At 62.2% G+C, this 17084-nt stretch carries 21 protein-coding genes and 1 tRNA gene; 10 read left to right on the top strand and 12 right to left on the bottom strand.

Annotated elements, in window-relative coordinates; translation table 11 throughout:
- Nucleotides 1–2: 2 nt before the first annotated feature.
- Nucleotides 3–836, bottom strand: coding sequence for a universal stress protein (locus FJ953_RS28325; protein ID WP_140493736.1), 834 nt, complete (start codon nt 834–836; stop codon nt 3–5).
- Between the two features lie 81 nt (nt 837–917).
- Entirely contained in the window at nt 918–1661 is a 744-nt protein-coding gene (locus FJ953_RS28320; protein WP_140625544.1) for a competence/damage-inducible protein A, read from the bottom strand.
- A gap of 174 nt (nt 1662–1835) precedes the next feature.
- Here FJ953_RS28320 and wrbA point away from each other — a divergent pair, with 174 nt between their 5' ends.
- A complete protein-coding gene (wrbA, locus tag FJ953_RS28315) occupies nt 1836–2435 on the top strand; it encodes an NAD(P)H:quinone oxidoreductase type IV (protein WP_140625543.1) in 600 nt (199 codons plus the stop codon).
- Nucleotides 2436–2606: 171 nt separating this feature from the next.
- Complete coding sequence (locus tag FJ953_RS28310; RefSeq protein WP_140558510.1) at nt 2607–2903, top strand: hypothetical protein; 297 nt, start codon at nt 2607–2609, stop codon at nt 2901–2903.
- A gap of 106 nt (nt 2904–3009) precedes the next feature.
- On the opposite strand, the gene FJ953_RS28305 is transcribed toward FJ953_RS28310, so the two are convergent.
- The 3 genes from FJ953_RS28305 to FJ953_RS28295 all read right to left on the bottom strand — a co-directional run bounded on the left by FJ953_RS28305 (nt 3010) and on the right by FJ953_RS28295 (nt 4792).
- Nucleotides 3010–3249, bottom strand: coding sequence for a DUF2188 domain-containing protein (locus tag FJ953_RS28305; RefSeq protein ID WP_140493732.1), 240 nt, complete (start codon nt 3247–3249; stop codon nt 3010–3012).
- A gap of 30 nt (nt 3250–3279) precedes the next feature.
- On the bottom strand, nt 3280–3558 hold the full coding sequence (locus tag FJ953_RS28300; protein ID WP_032920128.1) for a DUF982 domain-containing protein: 279 nt from the start codon (nt 3556–3558) through the stop codon (nt 3280–3282).
- A gap of 130 nt (nt 3559–3688) precedes the next feature.
- The gene (locus tag FJ953_RS28295; protein WP_140493730.1) at nt 3689–4792 is read right to left on the bottom strand and encodes an NADH:flavin oxidoreductase/NADH oxidase; all 1104 of its coding nucleotides are present in this window, start codon (nt 4790–4792) and stop codon (nt 3689–3691) included.
- Between the two features lie 153 nt (nt 4793–4945).
- Between FJ953_RS28295 and FJ953_RS28290 the strand changes: the two genes are divergently transcribed.
- Nucleotides 4946–5524: an NUDIX domain-containing protein gene (locus FJ953_RS28290; RefSeq protein WP_140625542.1), complete on the top strand. Its 579-nt coding sequence runs from the start codon at nt 4946–4948 to the stop codon at nt 5522–5524.
- Between the two features lie 158 nt (nt 5525–5682).
- Nucleotides 5683–5768 (top strand) — tRNA-Leu (locus FJ953_RS28285).
- A 173-nt stretch (nt 5769–5941) separates the two neighbouring features.
- Here FJ953_RS28285 and FJ953_RS28280 read toward each other — a convergent pair.
- Entirely contained in the window at nt 5942–6241 is a 300-nt protein-coding gene (locus FJ953_RS28280) for a DUF1236 domain-containing protein (protein WP_140493726.1), read from the bottom strand.
- Nucleotides 6242–6535: 294 nt separating this feature from the next.
- On the opposite strand from FJ953_RS28280, the gene FJ953_RS30645 reads away from it, so the two are divergent.
- A complete protein-coding gene (locus FJ953_RS30645; RefSeq protein WP_181171663.1) occupies nt 6536–6691 on the top strand; it encodes a hypothetical protein in 156 nt (51 codons plus the stop codon).
- A gap of 29 nt (nt 6692–6720) precedes the next feature.
- Entirely contained in the window at nt 6721–6957 is a 237-nt protein-coding gene (locus FJ953_RS28275) for a hypothetical protein (protein ID WP_140517659.1), read from the top strand.
- 183 nt (nt 6958–7140) lie between these two features.
- Here the strand turns inward: FJ953_RS28275 and FJ953_RS28270 are convergent, their stop codons facing one another.
- Together FJ953_RS28270 and FJ953_RS28265 are read right to left on the bottom strand one after the other, a co-directional pair.
- A complete protein-coding gene (locus FJ953_RS28270; RefSeq protein WP_140625541.1) occupies nt 7141–7431 on the bottom strand; it encodes a hypothetical protein in 291 nt (96 codons plus the stop codon).
- A gap of 658 nt (nt 7432–8089) precedes the next feature.
- Nucleotides 8090–8755 carry an outer membrane protein gene (locus FJ953_RS28265; RefSeq protein WP_140561012.1) on the bottom strand — a complete coding sequence of 222 codons (666 nt, stop codon included), beginning with the start codon at nt 8753–8755 and terminating at the stop codon, nt 8090–8092.
- Between the two features lie 185 nt (nt 8756–8940).
- Between FJ953_RS28265 and ade the strand changes: the two genes are divergently transcribed.
- On the top strand, nt 8941–10758 hold the full coding sequence (gene ade / locus FJ953_RS28260; RefSeq protein ID WP_140625540.1) for an adenine deaminase: 1818 nt from the start codon (nt 8941–8943) through the stop codon (nt 10756–10758).
- A 21-nt stretch (nt 10759–10779) separates the two neighbouring features.
- Here the strand turns inward: ade and FJ953_RS28255 are convergent, their stop codons facing one another.
- Nucleotides 10780–11940 carry an alpha/beta hydrolase gene (locus FJ953_RS28255; RefSeq protein ID WP_140517656.1) on the bottom strand — a complete coding sequence of 387 codons (1161 nt, stop codon included), beginning with the start codon at nt 11938–11940 and terminating at the stop codon, nt 10780–10782.
- Nucleotides 11941–12082: 142 nt separating this feature from the next.
- Nucleotides 12083–13156, bottom strand: coding sequence for an alpha/beta hydrolase (locus FJ953_RS28250; protein WP_140493715.1), 1074 nt, complete (start codon nt 13154–13156; stop codon nt 12083–12085).
- Nucleotides 13157–13562: 406 nt separating this feature from the next.
- Between FJ953_RS28250 and ilvA the strand changes: the two genes are divergently transcribed.
- Together ilvA and FJ953_RS28240 are read left to right on the top strand one after the other, a co-directional pair.
- Nucleotides 13563–14819 (top strand): threonine ammonia-lyase IlvA, encoded by a 1257-nt coding sequence (gene ilvA, locus FJ953_RS28245; RefSeq protein ID WP_140625539.1) that lies wholly within the window; start codon nt 13563–13565, stop codon nt 14817–14819.
- On the top strand, nt 14816–15370 hold the full coding sequence (locus FJ953_RS28240; RefSeq protein ID WP_140625538.1) for a DUF1697 domain-containing protein: 555 nt from the start codon (nt 14816–14818) through the stop codon (nt 15368–15370). The genes ilvA and FJ953_RS28240 overlap by 4 nt, the downstream gene beginning before the upstream one ends.
- Before the next feature lie 31 nt (nt 15371–15401).
- Here the strand turns inward: FJ953_RS28240 and FJ953_RS28235 are convergent, their stop codons facing one another.
- Entirely contained in the window at nt 15402–15695 is a 294-nt protein-coding gene (locus FJ953_RS28235) for a DUF2218 domain-containing protein (RefSeq protein ID WP_140493709.1), read from the bottom strand.
- Nucleotides 15696–15824: 129 nt separating this feature from the next.
- The gene (gloA, locus tag FJ953_RS28230; protein WP_140522101.1) at nt 15825–16265 is read right to left on the bottom strand and encodes a lactoylglutathione lyase; all 441 of its coding nucleotides are present in this window, start codon (nt 16263–16265) and stop codon (nt 15825–15827) included.
- Nucleotides 16266–16533: 268 nt separating this feature from the next.
- Here gloA and FJ953_RS28225 point away from each other — a divergent pair, with 268 nt between their 5' ends.
- Entirely contained in the window at nt 16534–17079 is a 546-nt protein-coding gene (locus tag FJ953_RS28225; RefSeq protein WP_181165163.1) for a cold-shock protein, read from the top strand.
- Nucleotides 17080–17084: the final 5 nt, after the last annotated feature.

Genomic DNA, 17084 nt, shown 5'->3' with positions numbered 1-17084 from the left:
ACTTACCGCGACAGGAAAGCCGCCACCGGCGCGGTGCGCAGCACGGAGCGCGTCACTCCGCCGAACAGGAGCTGGCGCAGCCACGAGTGGCTGTAGGCGCCAAGCACCAGCAAATCGGCGCCGGTCTCCGCGATCCTGGTCTGGATCACCTCGTCGACCGAGGTGCCGCCCGATCTCTGCACCGAGACACTCACGCTGGCGCCATGACGCGACAAGGCGGAAGCGATTTCCGCTCCGGCGGCCTCGGGGCGTTCATCGAGCGTGTCCGGCGGATCGATGACCAGAATGTCGGTTTTGTCGGCCTCGATGATGAAGGGCAGCGCATCGAACGCGGCGCGTGCGGCCTCCTTGCTGCCGTTCCAGGCAAGCAGCACACGCTTGAAGGTGGTGATCAGCGGACCCAGGTGCGGCACCACCAGCACCGGCCGTCCGGCGTCGTAGACCAGCGTGTCGACGTCGGCGCTCGCATCGCCGCCCGTCTCGCGCTGCGCGGCGATGATCAGGTCGGCGGCACGCACGCTTGAAATGCCGGTCAGGGCGCTGTCGCCGGAAAAACTCTCCAGGCTGTGCCATTCGAAGGACAGGCCGGAATTCTCGATATGCCTGAGAAACGCGGCCCGCAGCTTTTCGGCCCGTTCGCGGTTCATGTCGGCCGAAACCTGCAGGAACTCGGTGTCGGGAAAGCCGGTGGCCGACGTGTAGGGCACCGGAAGCGCTTCGGCGTGGATGCCGATCAGATGGCTCTGGAAGCGGCCGGCAAGCGGAATGGCGAAGTCGAGCACGCGCTCCGCGTCCTGCTCGTTCTGCAGAATGGCGACGATGGTCTTGAAGCGCATGGTGATCCCCTCATTTTGCGAGCGATCCGCCCGCGGCAAGGAAACGTCGCCGCGTTGTGCTTGGTTCCGGCCTGGACCGGATCAGCTCGCGCTGCTGGCAAAGCCGGCCACCATCGCCTCGACATCGGCGCGCGCAGCGTCCAGGGCCTGCTGGCTGCGGGCACGGACCACCAGTTCGGTCCAGAACTTGCCGTCGCCGTATTTCGGATAGGAGCCGATGATCGTGTCCGGATGCGCTTTCTGGATCTCGCCCAGCGGCCCGCCGACGAGACCTTCGCCGAACGGGCAATGCACCGCTGCCGACAGCATTTTCGTGCCGGCTTTCAGCGTCGGCACGACATTGTCGAGCATGGCCTGGAAGATCGAGGGCACGCCCGCCATCACGTGGACATTTCCGATGCGGAATCCGGGCGCGACCGACACCGGATTGTCGATATGGTCGGCGCCGCGCGGCATTCGGGCCATGCGCTTGCGGGCCTCGGTGTATTCGATGCCGCGAGCGGCATAGCTTGCTTCCAGCAGGGCATAGGCCTTGGCATCGTATTCGCACGGCACGCCGAAGGCCTTGGCAATCGAATCGGCTGTGATGTCGTCATGGGTCGGGCCGATGCCGCCGGTTGTGAACACATAGGTATAGCGGGCCCGCACTGCATTTACCGCTGCGACGATCTCGTCTTCCTCATCGGGAACGATGCGCACCTCCTTCAGGTCGATGCCGATGGCCGTCATGATGTCAGCCAGATGGCCGATATTCCTGTCCTTGGTGCGGCCGGACAGGATCTCATCGCCGATGATGAGCATGGCGGCGGTAACGATTTCAGACATCGAAGGCTCCGGCAAAAACGGGGTCGCCTGAAATAGCGCGGCACGCGGCCAGCGGCAATGCCACCCGACCGGTGAACAAACTGTGCCCGCCTACGCGGTATTCCCCGAATATTGGCGCCCTAAGTACCCTGGCGTGGCCGGGCGGACGAGGATCATCACGTCAAGGAGACGCAAATGGCCAAAGTACTTGTTCTCTACCATTCGAGCTGGGGTCACATGGAGCAGATGGCCAAGGCCGCAGCCGAAGGCGCTCGCGAAGCCGGTGCCGAGGTGACCATCAAGCGCGTCGCCGAACTCGTGCCCGAAGCGGTCGCCAAGGCCGCCCACTACAAGCTCGACCAGGAAGCGGCGATCGCCAGCCCGCTGGAACTGAGCGACTATGACGCGATCATCGTCGGCGCCTCGACGCGTTACGGAATGATGTGCGCGCAACTGAAGAACTTCTTCGACCAGACCGGCCCGCTATGGGTCAAGGGCGCGCTGATCAACAAGATCGGCTCGGTGATGTCTTCGACCGCGACCCAGCACGGCGGCGCGGAACTGGCGCTGATCAGCACCCAGGCCATGCTTCAGCACCACGGCATGATCATCGTTCCCCTGTCCTATGCCTATCAGGCTCAGATGGGCAACGATGTCGTGCGTGGGGGGGCGCCCTACGGCATGACCACCACAAGCGACAGCGACGGTTCGCGCCAGCCTTCGGCGCAGGAACTCGAAGGCGCGAAGTTCCAGGGCGGGCGCGTCGCCGAAATCGCCGCGAAGCTGCACGGCTGATCGTTGTGCCGCCGGTGCCTGCCGGCGTTGCTCCTGCTGGCGATGCTTGTGGTCCACGCCGTGGATCGTCGCTTCACCGACGCTTCACAAGGAATTCAAGGAACCATTCGGCTGATGACTGGTTTGCCCCGTGTCGCACCCAAGGCGACGAAGACAAAACGGAGTGATCCAATGTACAAAAAACTTCTCGCGGCATTCGTTCTGACGGCCGGTCTTGCCACATCGGCGATGGCGCAGTCGACGGACGGCAGGTATTACAACCATGACAATTGGTGGAACAATTGGTCGCTGTTCGGCAATGAGGATTCATCAGCCATCGACCAGAGCACCACCGGGAGCATTAACGCATACGGCTCCGGGTTGAGCACCCAAGGCAATACCGGTGGGATGGGCCCATGTGCTCACAACACCCCGGGTCCGGACGCCAATGCTCAAGGCAACGTCAATGACCAGTACTGCGGCAAATAATCAGCCGTAAGCTCCCTGCTGACCGTAGGACGTTTTCTCTCCCGACGTCCGCGGTCGGCGCTCCGGGGCGGCCGGCCTTTGGGGCGATCGGGCTTTGGGCTGAAGATCAGTCGGAAACCTCGGTCTGCGGCCGGTCGCGTCCATCAGCCAGTTCCTCATGCCATTTGCCGTCGGCATCCTCGTACTGGATGCCGTCCGTCGACCCCGCGACCTGCTGCTCGGCTGAAGCGATCTCGGCGGCCCGCAACGCGTCCTGATGCGTGGGAAACGTCTCCGAGAAGGTCGCTCCGACCTTGTAGGCCCAGCCGCCGTCATGCTCGACGATCTTGTAAGTCAGCTTCGCCATCAAAAACCTCCGGTTTAAAGGTCCGTCCGCTCAATGCAGGCGGTCGTCGGACAGCTTGTCGTCTGGCACCAGCACTTCCGATTCCCTGGCGGCTTCGATAAGGGCCCGGCGCGCATCCGCTGTCGAACGATAACCTTCCAGCACTTTGAGGCAAGTGTCGAGAGCATCACGATGACGGGGGCCGCGATTGAGCGGCCAAACCGTCATCAGGCACTCCGCCGCCTCCTGGGTACTGCGGATGTGGCGATATTTGCCGACATGGCCGAGTTCGACCACGACCGGTGTTTCAAAAGGCTTGTTGTCCATCATGGCCGCAACGCAAAGCAGTCAATTTGGTTGCAACCGTGTCTTCAGCCTGCGCCCAAACGTCCCAGACCTCCTTGGAAGCTCTATTGCGGCGGTCGTCCGACGACGCGTTCCGCCTTCTCGGAAGGGCCGCTCAGCCCGCCGCCTTCATCCAGTGCTGCATCGTCGTCACCGAGCGCGCGAGCTGCGGCGCGGGATGGATCGTCTCGCTGAACGTGGCGGCCGCTCGCCACCCCCAGCGCGGGTCGGCGAGGAAGGCGCGCGCCAGCGCAACCATATCGGCGCGGCCTTCGGCGATGATCGCCTCTGCCTGCCTGGGATCGTCGATCAGACCGACCGCGCGGGTAGGGATGCCGGCGCCCCTGCGCACGGCTTCCGCCAGATGCACCTGGTAGCCGGGGCCGGAGGGCAGTTTCTGCAAGGGTGAATTGCCGCCGCTCGAGCAACAGAGATAAGCGACGCCTTCGGCCTTCAGCGCTTTCGCCACTTCGATCGCATCCTCGACGTCGAAACCGCCATCGACCCAATCCTTGACCGACAGCCGGGCGCCCAGCATCAGTTTTGGCGCTGCTTTTTTTACCGCCTTGGCGATCTCGACGACAAGACGCATGCGGTTTTCCAGCGAGCCGCCCCAGCGGTCCGTGCGTTGGTTGGAGAGCGGCGACAGGAACTGGAAGATCAGATAGCCGTGCGCCGCGTGCAGCTCGATGAAGTCAAAGCCCGCGCGTTCGGCCCGCCTCGCCGCCTCGGCGAACCGCTCGATGAGCTGGAGGATCTCCTCTTCCTCCAGCGCTCGCGGCACGTTCCAGCCGGTATCGTAGGCGATTGCCGAGGCCGAGACGGTCTGCCAGGGATCCTCGTTCGGCTGCAGCGGTCCGCCGCCCTCCCAAGGCTTGCGGTTCGAGGCCTTGCGGCCGGCATGGGCAAGCTGAGTGCCGAATTTGGTGTCGGGTGCGGCCACGCGCCTTGCTGCGTCCAGGGCGCGGCGCGCAGCGGCTTCATTGTCTTCGGAATAGAGGCCGAGGCAGCCATGGCTGATGCGGCCACGCCGCTCGACATCGGTCATCTCGACCGTGACCATGCCGGCGCCGGACATTGCCAGGTTCATCCAGTGGTGGAGATGCCAGTCGCTCGCCGAGCCGTCCTCGGCCGAATACTGGCACATCGGCGCGACGGCGATGCGGTTGGGAAAGCTCAAGCCATCGAGCGTGATCGGCTGGAAAAGCGATGTGGTCATGAACGACACTCCGGGAATAGGATGCGCTATTTAGGCGATCGATCGCCGCCATGCCACACACGAGAGAGTGAAATGCTTACTGGACCAACCGCTGCCCCGATTGCGTGAACGCCGGTTCGCGGCTACGCCTCCCGGGTAACGTGGAGGCAGCCGATGGAAGATCGTATCCGCATCCGTTCTGAAGAAATCCTATCCGACGACTGGGCGGTTCTGAAGAAGACCGTCCTCGACTACCGTCGCCGCGACGGACAATGGGAGACACAAATCCGCCAGACTTACGATCGCGGCGATGGCGCGGTGATCCTGCCCTATGATCCCCAGCGTTCAACCGTGCTCCTGGTGCGCCAGTTCCGCTATCCCGCCTATGTCACCGGCCACCGCGAGCCGCTGGTCGAGGCCTGCGCGGGACTGCTCGACGAAAACGATCCGGAGACCTGCATCCGCAAGGAGGCTGAGGAAGAGCTTGGCTATCGGCTGAACCATGTGGAGCGGCTGTTCTCGCCCTATATGAGCCCGGGCAGCGTCACCGAGCGGCTCTGGTTCTTCACCGCCCTCTATTCGCCCGCCGACCGCATTTCGGCCGGTGGCGGCGCCGCCGACGAAGGCGAGGACATCGAGGTGCTGGAAATGCCGCTCGACGAAGCTCTGGCCGGCATCGCCGATGGTCGCATCATCGATGCGAAGACCATCATCCTGATCCAGCATCTGAAGCTCAATCCGATCGCTGTTTGATCGATACCGGTCGCCCTTGGCACCCGGGGGCGTTGAACGCCTGCGGGACGAAGAATCGGTGCGGGGCGAATGAAAACGAACGTGTTTTGCACAACGCTTTTTTGGGACTGCATGGCCCCGATTGACGAGATCGCCTAGGTAGTTGAAACGAAAGGCGCGCGGACGTGGCGGAATTGGTAGACGCAAGGGACTTAAAATCCCTCGATCTCTGATCGTACGGGTTCGATTCCCGTCGTCCGCACCACCTTAACTCTACTTCAATGCTCTGCAGAGCCTAGCCGCCACCAACGGGTGCCACCCGGGTCTCTTAGCGGCGGCTCGGCGACCGTGCGCCGAGGCGCGCCGTCGGCTATGGGCCCTCGGCGAACGTTGCCACGATCCGCCGACCTGAAACGGCGGATCGTGGCGTTCAAGCGCTCACTGGATAATCTTTACGATCTTGCGTGTGCCGGGATCCACGACGACGGTGTGATTGTCCACGACGACGTAGCGATATTTGACGTTGGGAATTTCATGAAGCTCGACCGTGTCGGGCAGGGCGGTCCCGACATTGAGCTCGACGCCGGGAATCTTGACTGAGGCCAGAGGCTGTTTCTTTACGTATTCTTGTATGACGGTTTCGTCCTGCGGCTGAATGACCACATCCTGTGCGGCGGCGGCACCGATGCCGGCAAGCAGCAGGAATCCCGCTACGACGGTTGTAAGATCGGTTCTCATTGTTGCTTCCTTTCTCTCTCGTTGGGCTTGACGCGAAGCGCGGTGGCGCCCGAAGGATTGCCAGGGTTGGCAAGGGCTCCCAATGCTGGCCATCGATCAGGGGAACCATCGTTCAATGGCCTGTCAGGCAATCGCTCTTAGACGCGTGGGTTCCAAACAACCGTGGGTTTGGGCCTTTTGCGCGCCACGATCTGACTTTGGTCGCATGTTCAATAGGACCCAAGCCCCAGCAGTGGAACCGCCGGTAGGAAGCGTGCGTTGCGTTTGCTAATGATCTTCAACTGGAGGCCGATCATGGCAGCCGGCCCCGCTGTGGTAAATTCTGGCGGCAGCGCTGCCGTGGCCATTGTTCTGCAGGCGGAAAAAATATTTGGCGTCAAGATTGACGCTCCCAAAGCCAAAGTGCCGTCCGCATCGGCGAATCCGGCAGCTCCGTCGAACGGTGGCTGATGTCAATCCGACGCTTCGTGAGGCAAAGCATGACCCCTGGTTCCATCAAAACTGATGGCCGTGACCGTGTCACAATCCCCGACAACGACAATCACATGGCTGGCGTCGACACCAAGCCGCTCTTGAAAAGTATCCAGAGCGACGATTTTGCTGACGCGCTTTGCGCGAGAGCCGAGCGGTTCGCGACCAAGGTGGTCGTGGCAATGGCGATTTGTTTGACATCGACACTGGTCGCCGGCGTTTATTTTTTACTGGCGCCCTCTTGAGGGACCAGAAGCTCAAGCTGGAGAGCACGACCGGCCTCTCATACCCGGGCTGCGATTAAGCACTCATTTTCAACAGGGAAGACCCGCCTGGCTTCCTCAGCCTCCACTTCCCTTGTTGTCGGTCCGCCGCTCGCGGGCACGGCCCGGCAGGGTTGGCGATCAGCCGGGCCGGATTGCACAATATTAGTCGTTGCTGTCGTAGATCACCACTGGGTGATGCCGGTGGTGACGGCGTTCAGTTGAGCCCGTTATGACGACGGTGTCGCGGCGATGATGCCGGCGACCTTGGTCATAGAAAGCCACCGTGCCATGGCGCCGATGATGGAGGCGATGGCCCTGATCGTTGATCACTGCCACGTGACGGTGATGATGGCGATGGGTTTTGATGACGACGTCGGCTTCTGCCGCCGAAGCGACAACCGGCATTGCAACGAAAACGAGCGCCATGGCACTTGTCAGAAAAATCGCTTTCATAAGTGTTTCTCCATTCCAGATCCCTCGGGGGTAGTTTCACGACAGCTCAAGCCGCACGAGGTCTCGATTTGAGCTTTCTGCCTGCGAAATGAGCAGGGGGTTGAGGGTGCAACGATGGCAACCCTGCTCTCGTGGGCACATGAAGGACCATTGCTGCACCCGTTCAACAAATGAAAGGAATGCGAGTACGTTCCTTGCAGGAGAGCTGATCGGACCTCTGCTGTAGGTATTCGGACCAAGGTCTTGCTGATGTTCTTGGACCTTCGTCCGCACTTGCGGTTCGATGGCTCTTTTCTCGATGCAATTCTTTGAGTGTTTACTGCGCGATCGGGCGCGGGTACTGCGATGGCGGACGCGCGCCTGCGTGCGAGGGCAGGATCATAAACGGCACGCGGCATCAAGTTCTGCGCCGGTGACGTTCAGACAAGCGGGCATGGTGATACTGGTGCGATCACGCAATTCCGCGCGCCGCAGGCAATGATACGGTGTCTGCGCGGCGGATCTGATCCGTCGAGGCCGGCGTCTACCAGGCCCAACCCATCCCCCCGCCCACTGGGGACGCCGGCCCCTCAGTCCTTGGAATTGCCGTAGAATTGCCGTCACGGACCATGCGAGATCGAGCATGATCCTGCCCGGTGACCGGGCGCGGCGATGGGGCTCAGAACTTGTAGCTCAGATTGATGCCGACCGTATTCAGCTTCACATTCTGGTCGCGATCGAGAAAATCGTCCGGCGCATCGAAATGCTCCTTGCTGAAATCATAGTAGCGATACTGCGCCCCGACGACGAACCTGTCGGTCAGCGCATAGTCGATGCCGGCGCCAACCGTCCAGCCTATGCTGGTTCGCGTGTTGTCGAACGAGGTACCGGCATCTTGCGAGGTTTCGATGCCGGCAAAGGCGACGCCGCCGATGCCGTAGATCAGGAACCGATCCATCGCATAGCCGGCCTTGGCATTGATGGAACCGAACCACTTGACATCCGTGCCGAGCAGATTTCCCGCACCCAGTTCTTCGGCGCCCTTTGCCGAGGAATAGTTAAGCTCTGCTTCGGCGCCGAGCACAGCCTGGTCGAATTGCCACAGACCGGCGACATGGCCACCGACGAAACCGCCGTCGAGGTCTGGCGAGGCGGCAAACGGCTCGCCCTCGGTTCCCGAGATGTCGGAACTGCCCCAGCCATAACCGCCTTGCAGGCCGGCATAGTGGCCGGTCCAGTCGAAACCGGGCGCGGTCATCGGCACATCGGCCACAGGTTCGGCTGCGAAAGCCGGTGCGGCCAGAGCGGCAAGAAAACCGACACTTGCAAGCATTAGGCGACGCATCGAACTGCCCGAACGAAGAGCTGGAAGATCCTGGCAGGCACGGTAACCCGATTTGCGGCAAAACGGAATCGCATTTCTGTGCGGCCGATTTACGCTCTCCGTCGGTCTTGGAACAATCGGGAGAAGGTGTGAGGCTGGTCAAAACCGTGGCGGCTTGGCACAGTCGGGCAAACAGGAGTCGCTTCATGGCGAACACGCCGTCGGGCAGCAAACCCAGACCATGGACTGAAATGGCGACACATCTGGTCGATGTCGCCATGGGCAGGAAACCCGCGGATCTCGTCATCCGCAACGGGCGCTGGGTCAATGTCCACTCCGGCGAGATCGTAGCCGGCACCGACATCGCCATTGCCGGCGGCCGCTTCGCCTATTGCGGCCCGAATGCCGGCCATGCCATCGGGCAGGGCACCAAGGTGGTCGATGCCGGCGGGCGCTATCTGGTGCCCGGTCTTTGCGACGCGCACATGCATGTCGAGAGCGGCATGGTGACGGTGACCGAATTCTGCCGCGCGGTGATCCCGCACGGCACGACTTCGATGTTTATCGATCCGCACGAGATCGCCAATGTGCTCGGCCTGCCCGGCGTGCGGCTGATGCATGACGAGGCCGTCGCCATGCCGATCAACGTGCATGTCCAGATGCCGTCCTGCGTGCCCTCGGCCCCCGGGCTCGAACATGCCGGCGCCGAACTGACGGTCGCCGACGTCGCCGAGGCGATGGGCTGGGAAAATATCATCGGGCTGGGCGAGGTGATGAATTTCCCTGGCGTAGCCGCCAACGATCCTGTGATGTCGGGCGAGATCGCCGCGACCGTGAAAGCCGGCAAGACCGTCGGCGGGCACTATGCCTCGCGCGATCTCGGCTTGCCGTTCCATGGCTATGTCGCCGGCGGCCCGGAGGACGACCATGAGGGCACGCGCGCCGAAGATGCCATCGCCCGCGTGCGCCAGGGTATGAAGGCGATGCTTCGGCTGGGCTCGGCTTGGTACGACGTCGCCTCGCAGATCAAGGCGGTTACCGAGGGCGGCATCGATCCGCGCAATTTCATCCTGTGCACCGACGACAGCCATTCCGGCACCTTGGTTCACCAGGGGCATATGGACCGCGTGGTCCGCCACGCCATCAGCCAGGGCTTGAAACCGGTGACCGCGATCCAGATGGCGACGCTCAACACCGCTCAGCATTTCCGGCTGGAGCGCGAGATCGGATCGATCGCACCGGGGCGGCTGGCTGACCTTTTAATCGTCTCGGATCTCGCCGAAATGACCATCGACGAGGTCTATGCGCGTGGCGTCAGGCTGGCCAAGGCCGGCAAGCTCGACATCGACATTCCGGTCTACGACTATCCCAAGGCGGCGAAGAACACCGTCAAGCTCGGCAAGAAGCTGAAGGCCCACGATTTCGACATCACGGCACCCAACGGCGCGAACGAAGTCCGGGTCCGGGTCCGGGTCATCGGGGTCATCGAAAATCAGGCACCGACGCGGGCGCTGGAAGCGGATCTCGCCGTCGAGGACGGGCTGGTCGCCATGGATCGCCGCAACGACGTCTGCCAGATCGCGCTGGTCGAGCGCCACAGGGGTACCGGCGGCGTCACCAATGCCTTTGTCTCCGGCTTCGGTTACATCGGCGATTGCGCGATGGCGTCGAGCGTGGCGCATGATGCCCACCACATCATCGTCGTCGGCACCAACAAGCGGGATATGGCGCTGGCGGTCAACCGACTGGGCGAGGTCGGTGGCGGCGTCGTGCTGTTTTCCAAGGGTAAGGAACTGGCACTGGTCGAAATGCCGATCGCCGGGCTGATGTCGGACGAGCGGGCCGAAATCGTCGCGGCCAAGGCCGACAAACTGACCGAGGCCATGCGCCAGATGGGCTGCTCGCTGAACAACGCCTACATGCAGCACTCGCTGCTGGCGCTGGTCGTCATTCCGGAGCTCAGGATTTCCGATGTCGGCCTGATCGACGTGACGACCTTCCAGAAGGTCGACCTCTTCGTATAAGAGCAGTTGCGGTCGCTTCGCTCATCCGCCGGTGGCGATCGTCAGCACCTTGAACGGCGTGGTGATGACGATCTCGGCAACCGAGCCGACGGCCTTGCCGAGGCCTTGGCCGAGATTGTTGAGCTGCACTGGAGGTTCGTCCGACGCCAGGCCGGCCGGGGCCCGCAGCCGGTCGCCGAGCAACTGAACCAGGATCGGATTGTCGGCGAATTTGGCGTGGTTCAGCCGGTCGCCACCCTTGGTCTGGCTGAGATCGACCACAGACACGCCATAGCTGGCCAGATCGGCCGCGTCGCCATAGTCGCCGACGCGGGGCTTGTCGCCCGAAATCAGGGAAGACAGTTTGAGCGCCCGGTCGTCCGCGGAAAGCAGGATGGCGAACGGTTTGTCCGGCTTGCCGTAGCGGATCATCTGTTTCTTGAACACGTCGACGTCGATGTCGGGCGAGGCCAGGATGACATAACCAAGCTTGCCGTCGAGATCGCGGTCGCCGGTGATGGCAAGCTGGCGCAGCGCCTCCATGGTCACCCATGTTCCCATCGAATGGGCGACGATGTCGATGCTCTTAGCCCGCGTCTTGGCCAGCATCCTGAGCGTTGCCTCGAGGTCGTCACGCGCCGCGTTGGCGCTCTCCTTGTCGTAGATGTAGCCCGTCGCCTTGCCGCTCGAGGCCCAGGAGAACAGCACCGGCGTGCCCGGATATTTCGTGTCGTGCGCGATCTGCGTCAGCCGGTAGATGCCGTCGTCGAAACCATTGTTGAACCCGTGCACGAAAACCAGCGCACGGTCGCCGCGCATGGCGATGTCGGCACCGACCGCCTTGGCGAATTGCGGCGCATCCGCATAGAACGCGACATCCTTGGCGGTGAAATCCTTGGCTGGATTGCTGTTGGCAGACCCCCGGACACGCTCGATCATGCCGACCTTGTGACTTTTCGGCACGGTGACGTCGACCCGGGCGAAGCTGGTGGTCAAGGAGCGATCGCCGTCGAATACCTGCCGCGGGTCCTTGGTCGCCTTCTGGCGGGTGGTGGCGACGAATATCTCGTGGGTGGCCGCGATGTCGGACGCGGGTACGGCAACCGTCGTCCTGTTCAGCAGATCGTGCGTGTTTCGGCCGGCGCAGCCTGCGACCAGCAGCGTGAACGCAATGACGACGAAACTCTTCGAATGCACCGTCACACGCCGGCTCCCGCAAAGGAGGACGTCAAACGCGTGACGTCGCTGGATATTTCGATAAGGCCAGAGGCCGGCGCGGTCCAGTTCAAAGTTGGTCGAGTCTGTCGCAAGGCCGAGCGGGCCACGCGAACCCGCGGCGATGCATCTATTGGCCGAGCAGGCTGATGCGGTCGGTCACGTCGCGGTCGCTGGCAAATCCATCGTCTTCGCGCAGCCGTTGGCCGATCATCTTCACCAGCGCGGGATTGTCGGCGAATTTCGTATGGTTGAAACTGTCCGCTCCCTTGATCTTGGAGAGGTCGACGACCGTTACGCCGTAGGATGCAAGGTCGGCGGCGTCCTTGTAGTCGCCGACGCGCGGCCGCGCGCCGGCAATCAGACCGGAGAGCCGGAGCGCGCGGTCATCATCGGACAACAACAGGATGAACGGCTTGTTGGGTTTGCCATAGCGGCGCATCTGGCTCTTGAACACGTCGACATCGATGTCGGGCGATGCGAGCACGACGTCGCCGAGCTTGCCGCCGAGATCACGGTCGCCGGTGATGGCGAGCTGGCGCAGCGTCTCCATGGTCACCCAGGTTCCCATCGAATGGGCGACGATATCGATGCGCCGCGCGCCGGTCTGCGCCAGCATGCGCAACGTCACTTCGAGCTGGTCGCGCGCAGCGCTGGCGCTTTCCTTGTCGTAGACATAGTCGGTGGTCTTGGCGCCGGATGCCCAGGAAAACAGCACGGGCGTGCCGGGATAGCCGGAATCGTGGACGATCTGGGTCAGGCGGTAAACGGCGTCGTCAAAGCCGGTGTTGTAGCCATGGACGAAGACCATGACGCGGTCGCCGCGCGCCGCGATGTCAGCACTTAGCGCATTGGCGAATTTCGGCTGGGTGTCGTAGCCGACGACCTCGGAGGCCATGAAATACTTGGCCGGATCGTTCGACTTGCCGCGCGAGCGGCGTTCGATCTGCCCGGTCTGGTGGATGCCGGGCACGGTGACGTTGACGCGGGCGTAGTTCAGCGTGGCCGATCGCTCGCCGTCGAAGACCTTGTTCGGATCGTCGGATTTCTTGCGCGTGGTGGCGATGAAGATGCTGTGATTGCCGGCGATCTCGGTCACCGGCGCTGCCACGATGGCGCTGCCGAGCAGTTCCTGGGTCTGCTGTCCCGCGCAGCCCGCGACAAGCAAGGCTAGGCCAATGGCAAAAATCGTCTTCAACGGCACGTCTGAAATTCCACTCCGGCCCGAAAAGGCCAATCGCCTCCGCAAGTCTCCCCCGACAGCGCAAGTGCGGCGGAAGTAAGTCGTGCCCAGCCGAAAAGCGGTCGGCGTCTCGCGACCGCCGCCGCAGTGTTGCACGAAAGCCAGACTGCATCAGGGCGAGCCCCGACGGGCCTTGGCACCCGCATGGATTTTAAGAATTACATGAACAATCACCTCCAACTAACGGCAAATATGTCACTAAACGCCGACCGCTTGGGAACATGAGTGACGGGCAATGGTTTCACGGGGTCGCCTGTGCAATAGACGGAATCGGGTTGCTTGGCGGCAAGGCTCGCGACAAAAGGGCGTTCCGCAGCCAATCGATGATAGACGTTCCCAAACGACATGCGTTCAAGGTGGCTTTCCGATGACCAGCTTCTCTTCCCGTGTTGCCACCGCTGCTTCCGCGATCCGCCGGATCTTTCCGGAAACGCCGCTGCAGGAGAACGACTATCTGTCGAAGAAGACCGGCGCGCGGGTGCTTTTGAAGCGCGAGGACCTGAGCCCGGTGCGCTCCTATAAGATCCGCGGCGCCTTCAACTTCTTCCGCAAGGCACTTGGCGAAGGCAATCAGGCCGAACTGTTCGTCTGCGCTTCCGCCGGCAATCATGCGCAGGGTTTCGCCTTCGTCTGCCGTCATTTCGGTAAAAAGGGCGTTGTATTCATGCCGGTGACGACGCCGCAGCAGAAGATCGACAAGACGCGGCTGTTCGGCGGCGACTTCGTCGAGATCAGGCTCGTCGGCGATTTCTTCGACGATTGCTATCGCGCCGCCATCGAATTCACCGAAAGCGCCGGCGCTCATATGGTGCCGCCCTTCGACCACAAGGACATCATCGAGGGACAGGCGACGGTCGCCTATGAGATCGCCCACCAGATGCCCGGCGCGGGCATGCCCGACATCGTCATGCTGCCGGTCGGCGGCGGAGGTCTGGCCGCAGGGGTGACGCACTACTTCGCCGATCAGGGGCGTGAGGCGCGCTTCGTCTTTTGCGAACCGGCAGGGGCGCCAAGCCTGCGCGAGAGCCTTGCGGCGGGAAGACGGCTCAAACTCGCCAAGGTCGATAATTTCGTCGACGGCGCGGCGGTCGCCGAGATCGGCCGTGAGCCCCTGCGTCACCTCAAGGACTTCGCCACCGACACGGTGCGGTTGATCCCGGAAAACCGGCTCTGCGCGACCATGATCGAGATGCTCAATGTCGAGGGCGTGGTGCTGGAGCCGGCCGGCGCGCTGGCTATCGATGCGCTGAAGGATTTTTCCAGGAAGGAAATCCGCGGCAAGACCATCGTGGCCGTGGTTTCGGGCGGCAATTTCGATTTCGAACGGCTGCCGGACGTCAAGGAACGGGCACTGCGCTTCGAGGGCCTGAAGAAATACTTCATCATCCGCTTTCCGCAGCGGCCGGGCGCGCTGCGCGACTTCCTTGAAATGCTGGGGCCGGACGACGACATCGCCCGGTTCGAATATCTGAAGAAGTCGGCACGCAATTTCGGCTCGGTTCTGATCGGCATCGAAACCAAGGATCGCCGCAATTTCGACCTGCTGAAAGCGAATTTCGAGGCCGAAGGCGTCCAGTATCAGGATATCACCGACAACGAGACATTGGCCGGGTTCATCATATGAGCGGAAACGTCTTCATCGCCCTGTTTTCAGGCATCAATGTCGGCGGCAACCGCATCGTCAGGATGGCCGAGTTGCGGGCGTTCTTCGAGGATCTCGGGTTTTGCGATGTCGCTACCTACGTGCAGAGCGGCAACGCGGTGTTCCGGGCGAAGGAGGGAGACGCCGCCACGCTGACCAAACAGATCGAAGCGGCTTTCGAGGAGAAATGGGGTTTTCATTCGCGCATCATGGTGCGCGATCTCGGCTGGGTCGAACGGCTGGTCAGGGAAAATCCCTATCCGGAGATTGCCGAGGAGCCGACAAAGCTGCACGCGTATGCGCTGGAGCGCGCGCCTACCGCCGAGGAGGCGGCGCGGCTGGCCGAAAAATGTACGGGTCCGGAGCGGTTCGAGATCAAGGGCGACGTGCTTTACCTGCATGCACCCGGCGGACTGGGCAAATCGGTGTTTGCCAATCTGATCCCACGCGTACTGAAGGTACCTGGCACTGCGCGCAACTGGCGCTCGGTGCTGGCGCTGCTGGAGATGGCCGGCAAGCCCGGCGGCGGCTGATTAATGCCTGCCGTAATGCGCGGAGAAGAGCCTACGCCGCCTCGGCGCGTTTCCAGTCGAACGTCAGCTCCTCGCGAAACGCAAAGCGTCTGATGTGGTCGGCGACGACGCTTTCAAGGCGCTCGATAGAGCCGGGGTCGTCGCTCGACACGGTGATGTGCAGCGCAGCTCCGTCGGCATCCATGATGGTGCGGCCGAGCGAAAGGTCGATGGCGCCATGATTGGGATCGAATTCCACGGGGAATTTGTGCGCCCAATGTTTGCACAATTGCTGCAGATAACGGCTTGCATGTGCGGTGGTTACATCGGCATGGCTGATCGTCATGAAGGGATCTCCGAGGGTGAAACGCACAAAACGGTGCCCGCTTTCGAGGCGGGCGCTATCGCCGCATAGATAGGCGCAAGCTCGCCCGCCGCCATAGGCCGGCTGCCGACCGCCCGAAAAGGTGATCGATCACCAGCTTCCGGTGTTCGGCATCGACGCCCACGGTTCGGCCTTTGCCTTCGCCGGACCTTTCTGCAGAAGTTCGATCGAGATTCCGTCCGGCGACTTGACGAAAGCCATGTTGCCGTCGCGCGGCGGCCGGTTGATGGTGACGCCGCTGTCCATCAGCCGCTGGCAGGTGGCGTATATGTCGTCGACTTCATAGGCGAGGTGGCCGAAATTGCGGCCGCCCTTGTAGTCTTCCGGGTCCCAATTGTAGGTGAGCTCGACCAGCGGTGCTTTCTCGTCGATGCCGCTTTGCTCGTCTTCCGGCGCGGCCAGGAAGATCAGCGTATAGCGGCCCTGCTCGTTTTCGTAGCGGCGCACTTCCTTCAGGCCGAGCTTGTTGCAGTAGAAATCGAGCGAAGCATCGATGTCGGCGACGCGGACCATGGTGTGCAGATAGCGCATGTGATTTCCTCGACTTGTTGGGTTGCGGCGCAACATAGGGGTGGGCCGTCCAAAGGGCAAATCCCAGGCGGCTGCCGGCGCCGCCAAAGAACAAATCCGGTATTCGCATAATGAACCGTGAAAAAAGGCACGTCAGGTCTTGCACTCACCGGAAGCCGCAGTGTTAATCTGGTGTCAAGAATCAGTTGCGGTGTTCTTGAAAAAAGGGGGCATTCTTATGGGGGAAAAAGCCTCTTTGACGGGGCGGTCCGAAACCCTTGGCGACGCCATGAAGCGCGACGAAGGCGGCGATGCCGTCGATCTGACCGAAATATCCGGCGCCATCAAGTGGTTCGATGTAGCCAAGGGCTATGGCTTCATCCTCCCGGATGACGGCGTTTCAGGCGACATCCTCCTCCATGTGACATGCCTTAGACGGGATGGTTTCCAGACTGCTCTGGAGGGAGCGCGCGTTGTCTGCCTCGTCAAGCAGGGCGAGCGCGGATTGCAGGCTTTTCGGGTTCTCTCGATGGATGTCACCACAGCGGTCCATCCGGCGGAAATGCAGGAACAGCGCACCCATGTCTCGGTGACGCCCGAAAGCGGGCTGGAGCGTGCCTTGGTGAAGTGGTTCAACCGCACCAAAGGATTTGGTTTCCTGACCCGGGGCGAGGGCACCGAGGACATCTTCGTCCATATGGAGACCTTGCGTCGCTACGGCATCACCGAGCTTCGGCCGGGGCAGGTCGTGCTTGTCCGCTTCGGGCGCGGCGACAAAGGCCTTATGGCTGCCGAAATCCACCCCGATATGGGAACCTTGCCGGTCGCGCATTAGGGCGG

The organism is Mesorhizobium sp. B2-3-6 (assembly GCF_006442305.1).
Lineage (GTDB): Bacteria > Pseudomonadota > Alphaproteobacteria > Rhizobiales > Rhizobiaceae > Mesorhizobium.
The sequence above is the reverse complement of the archived record's forward strand: the minus strand, read 5'-3'. Positions and strand labels throughout refer to the sequence as shown.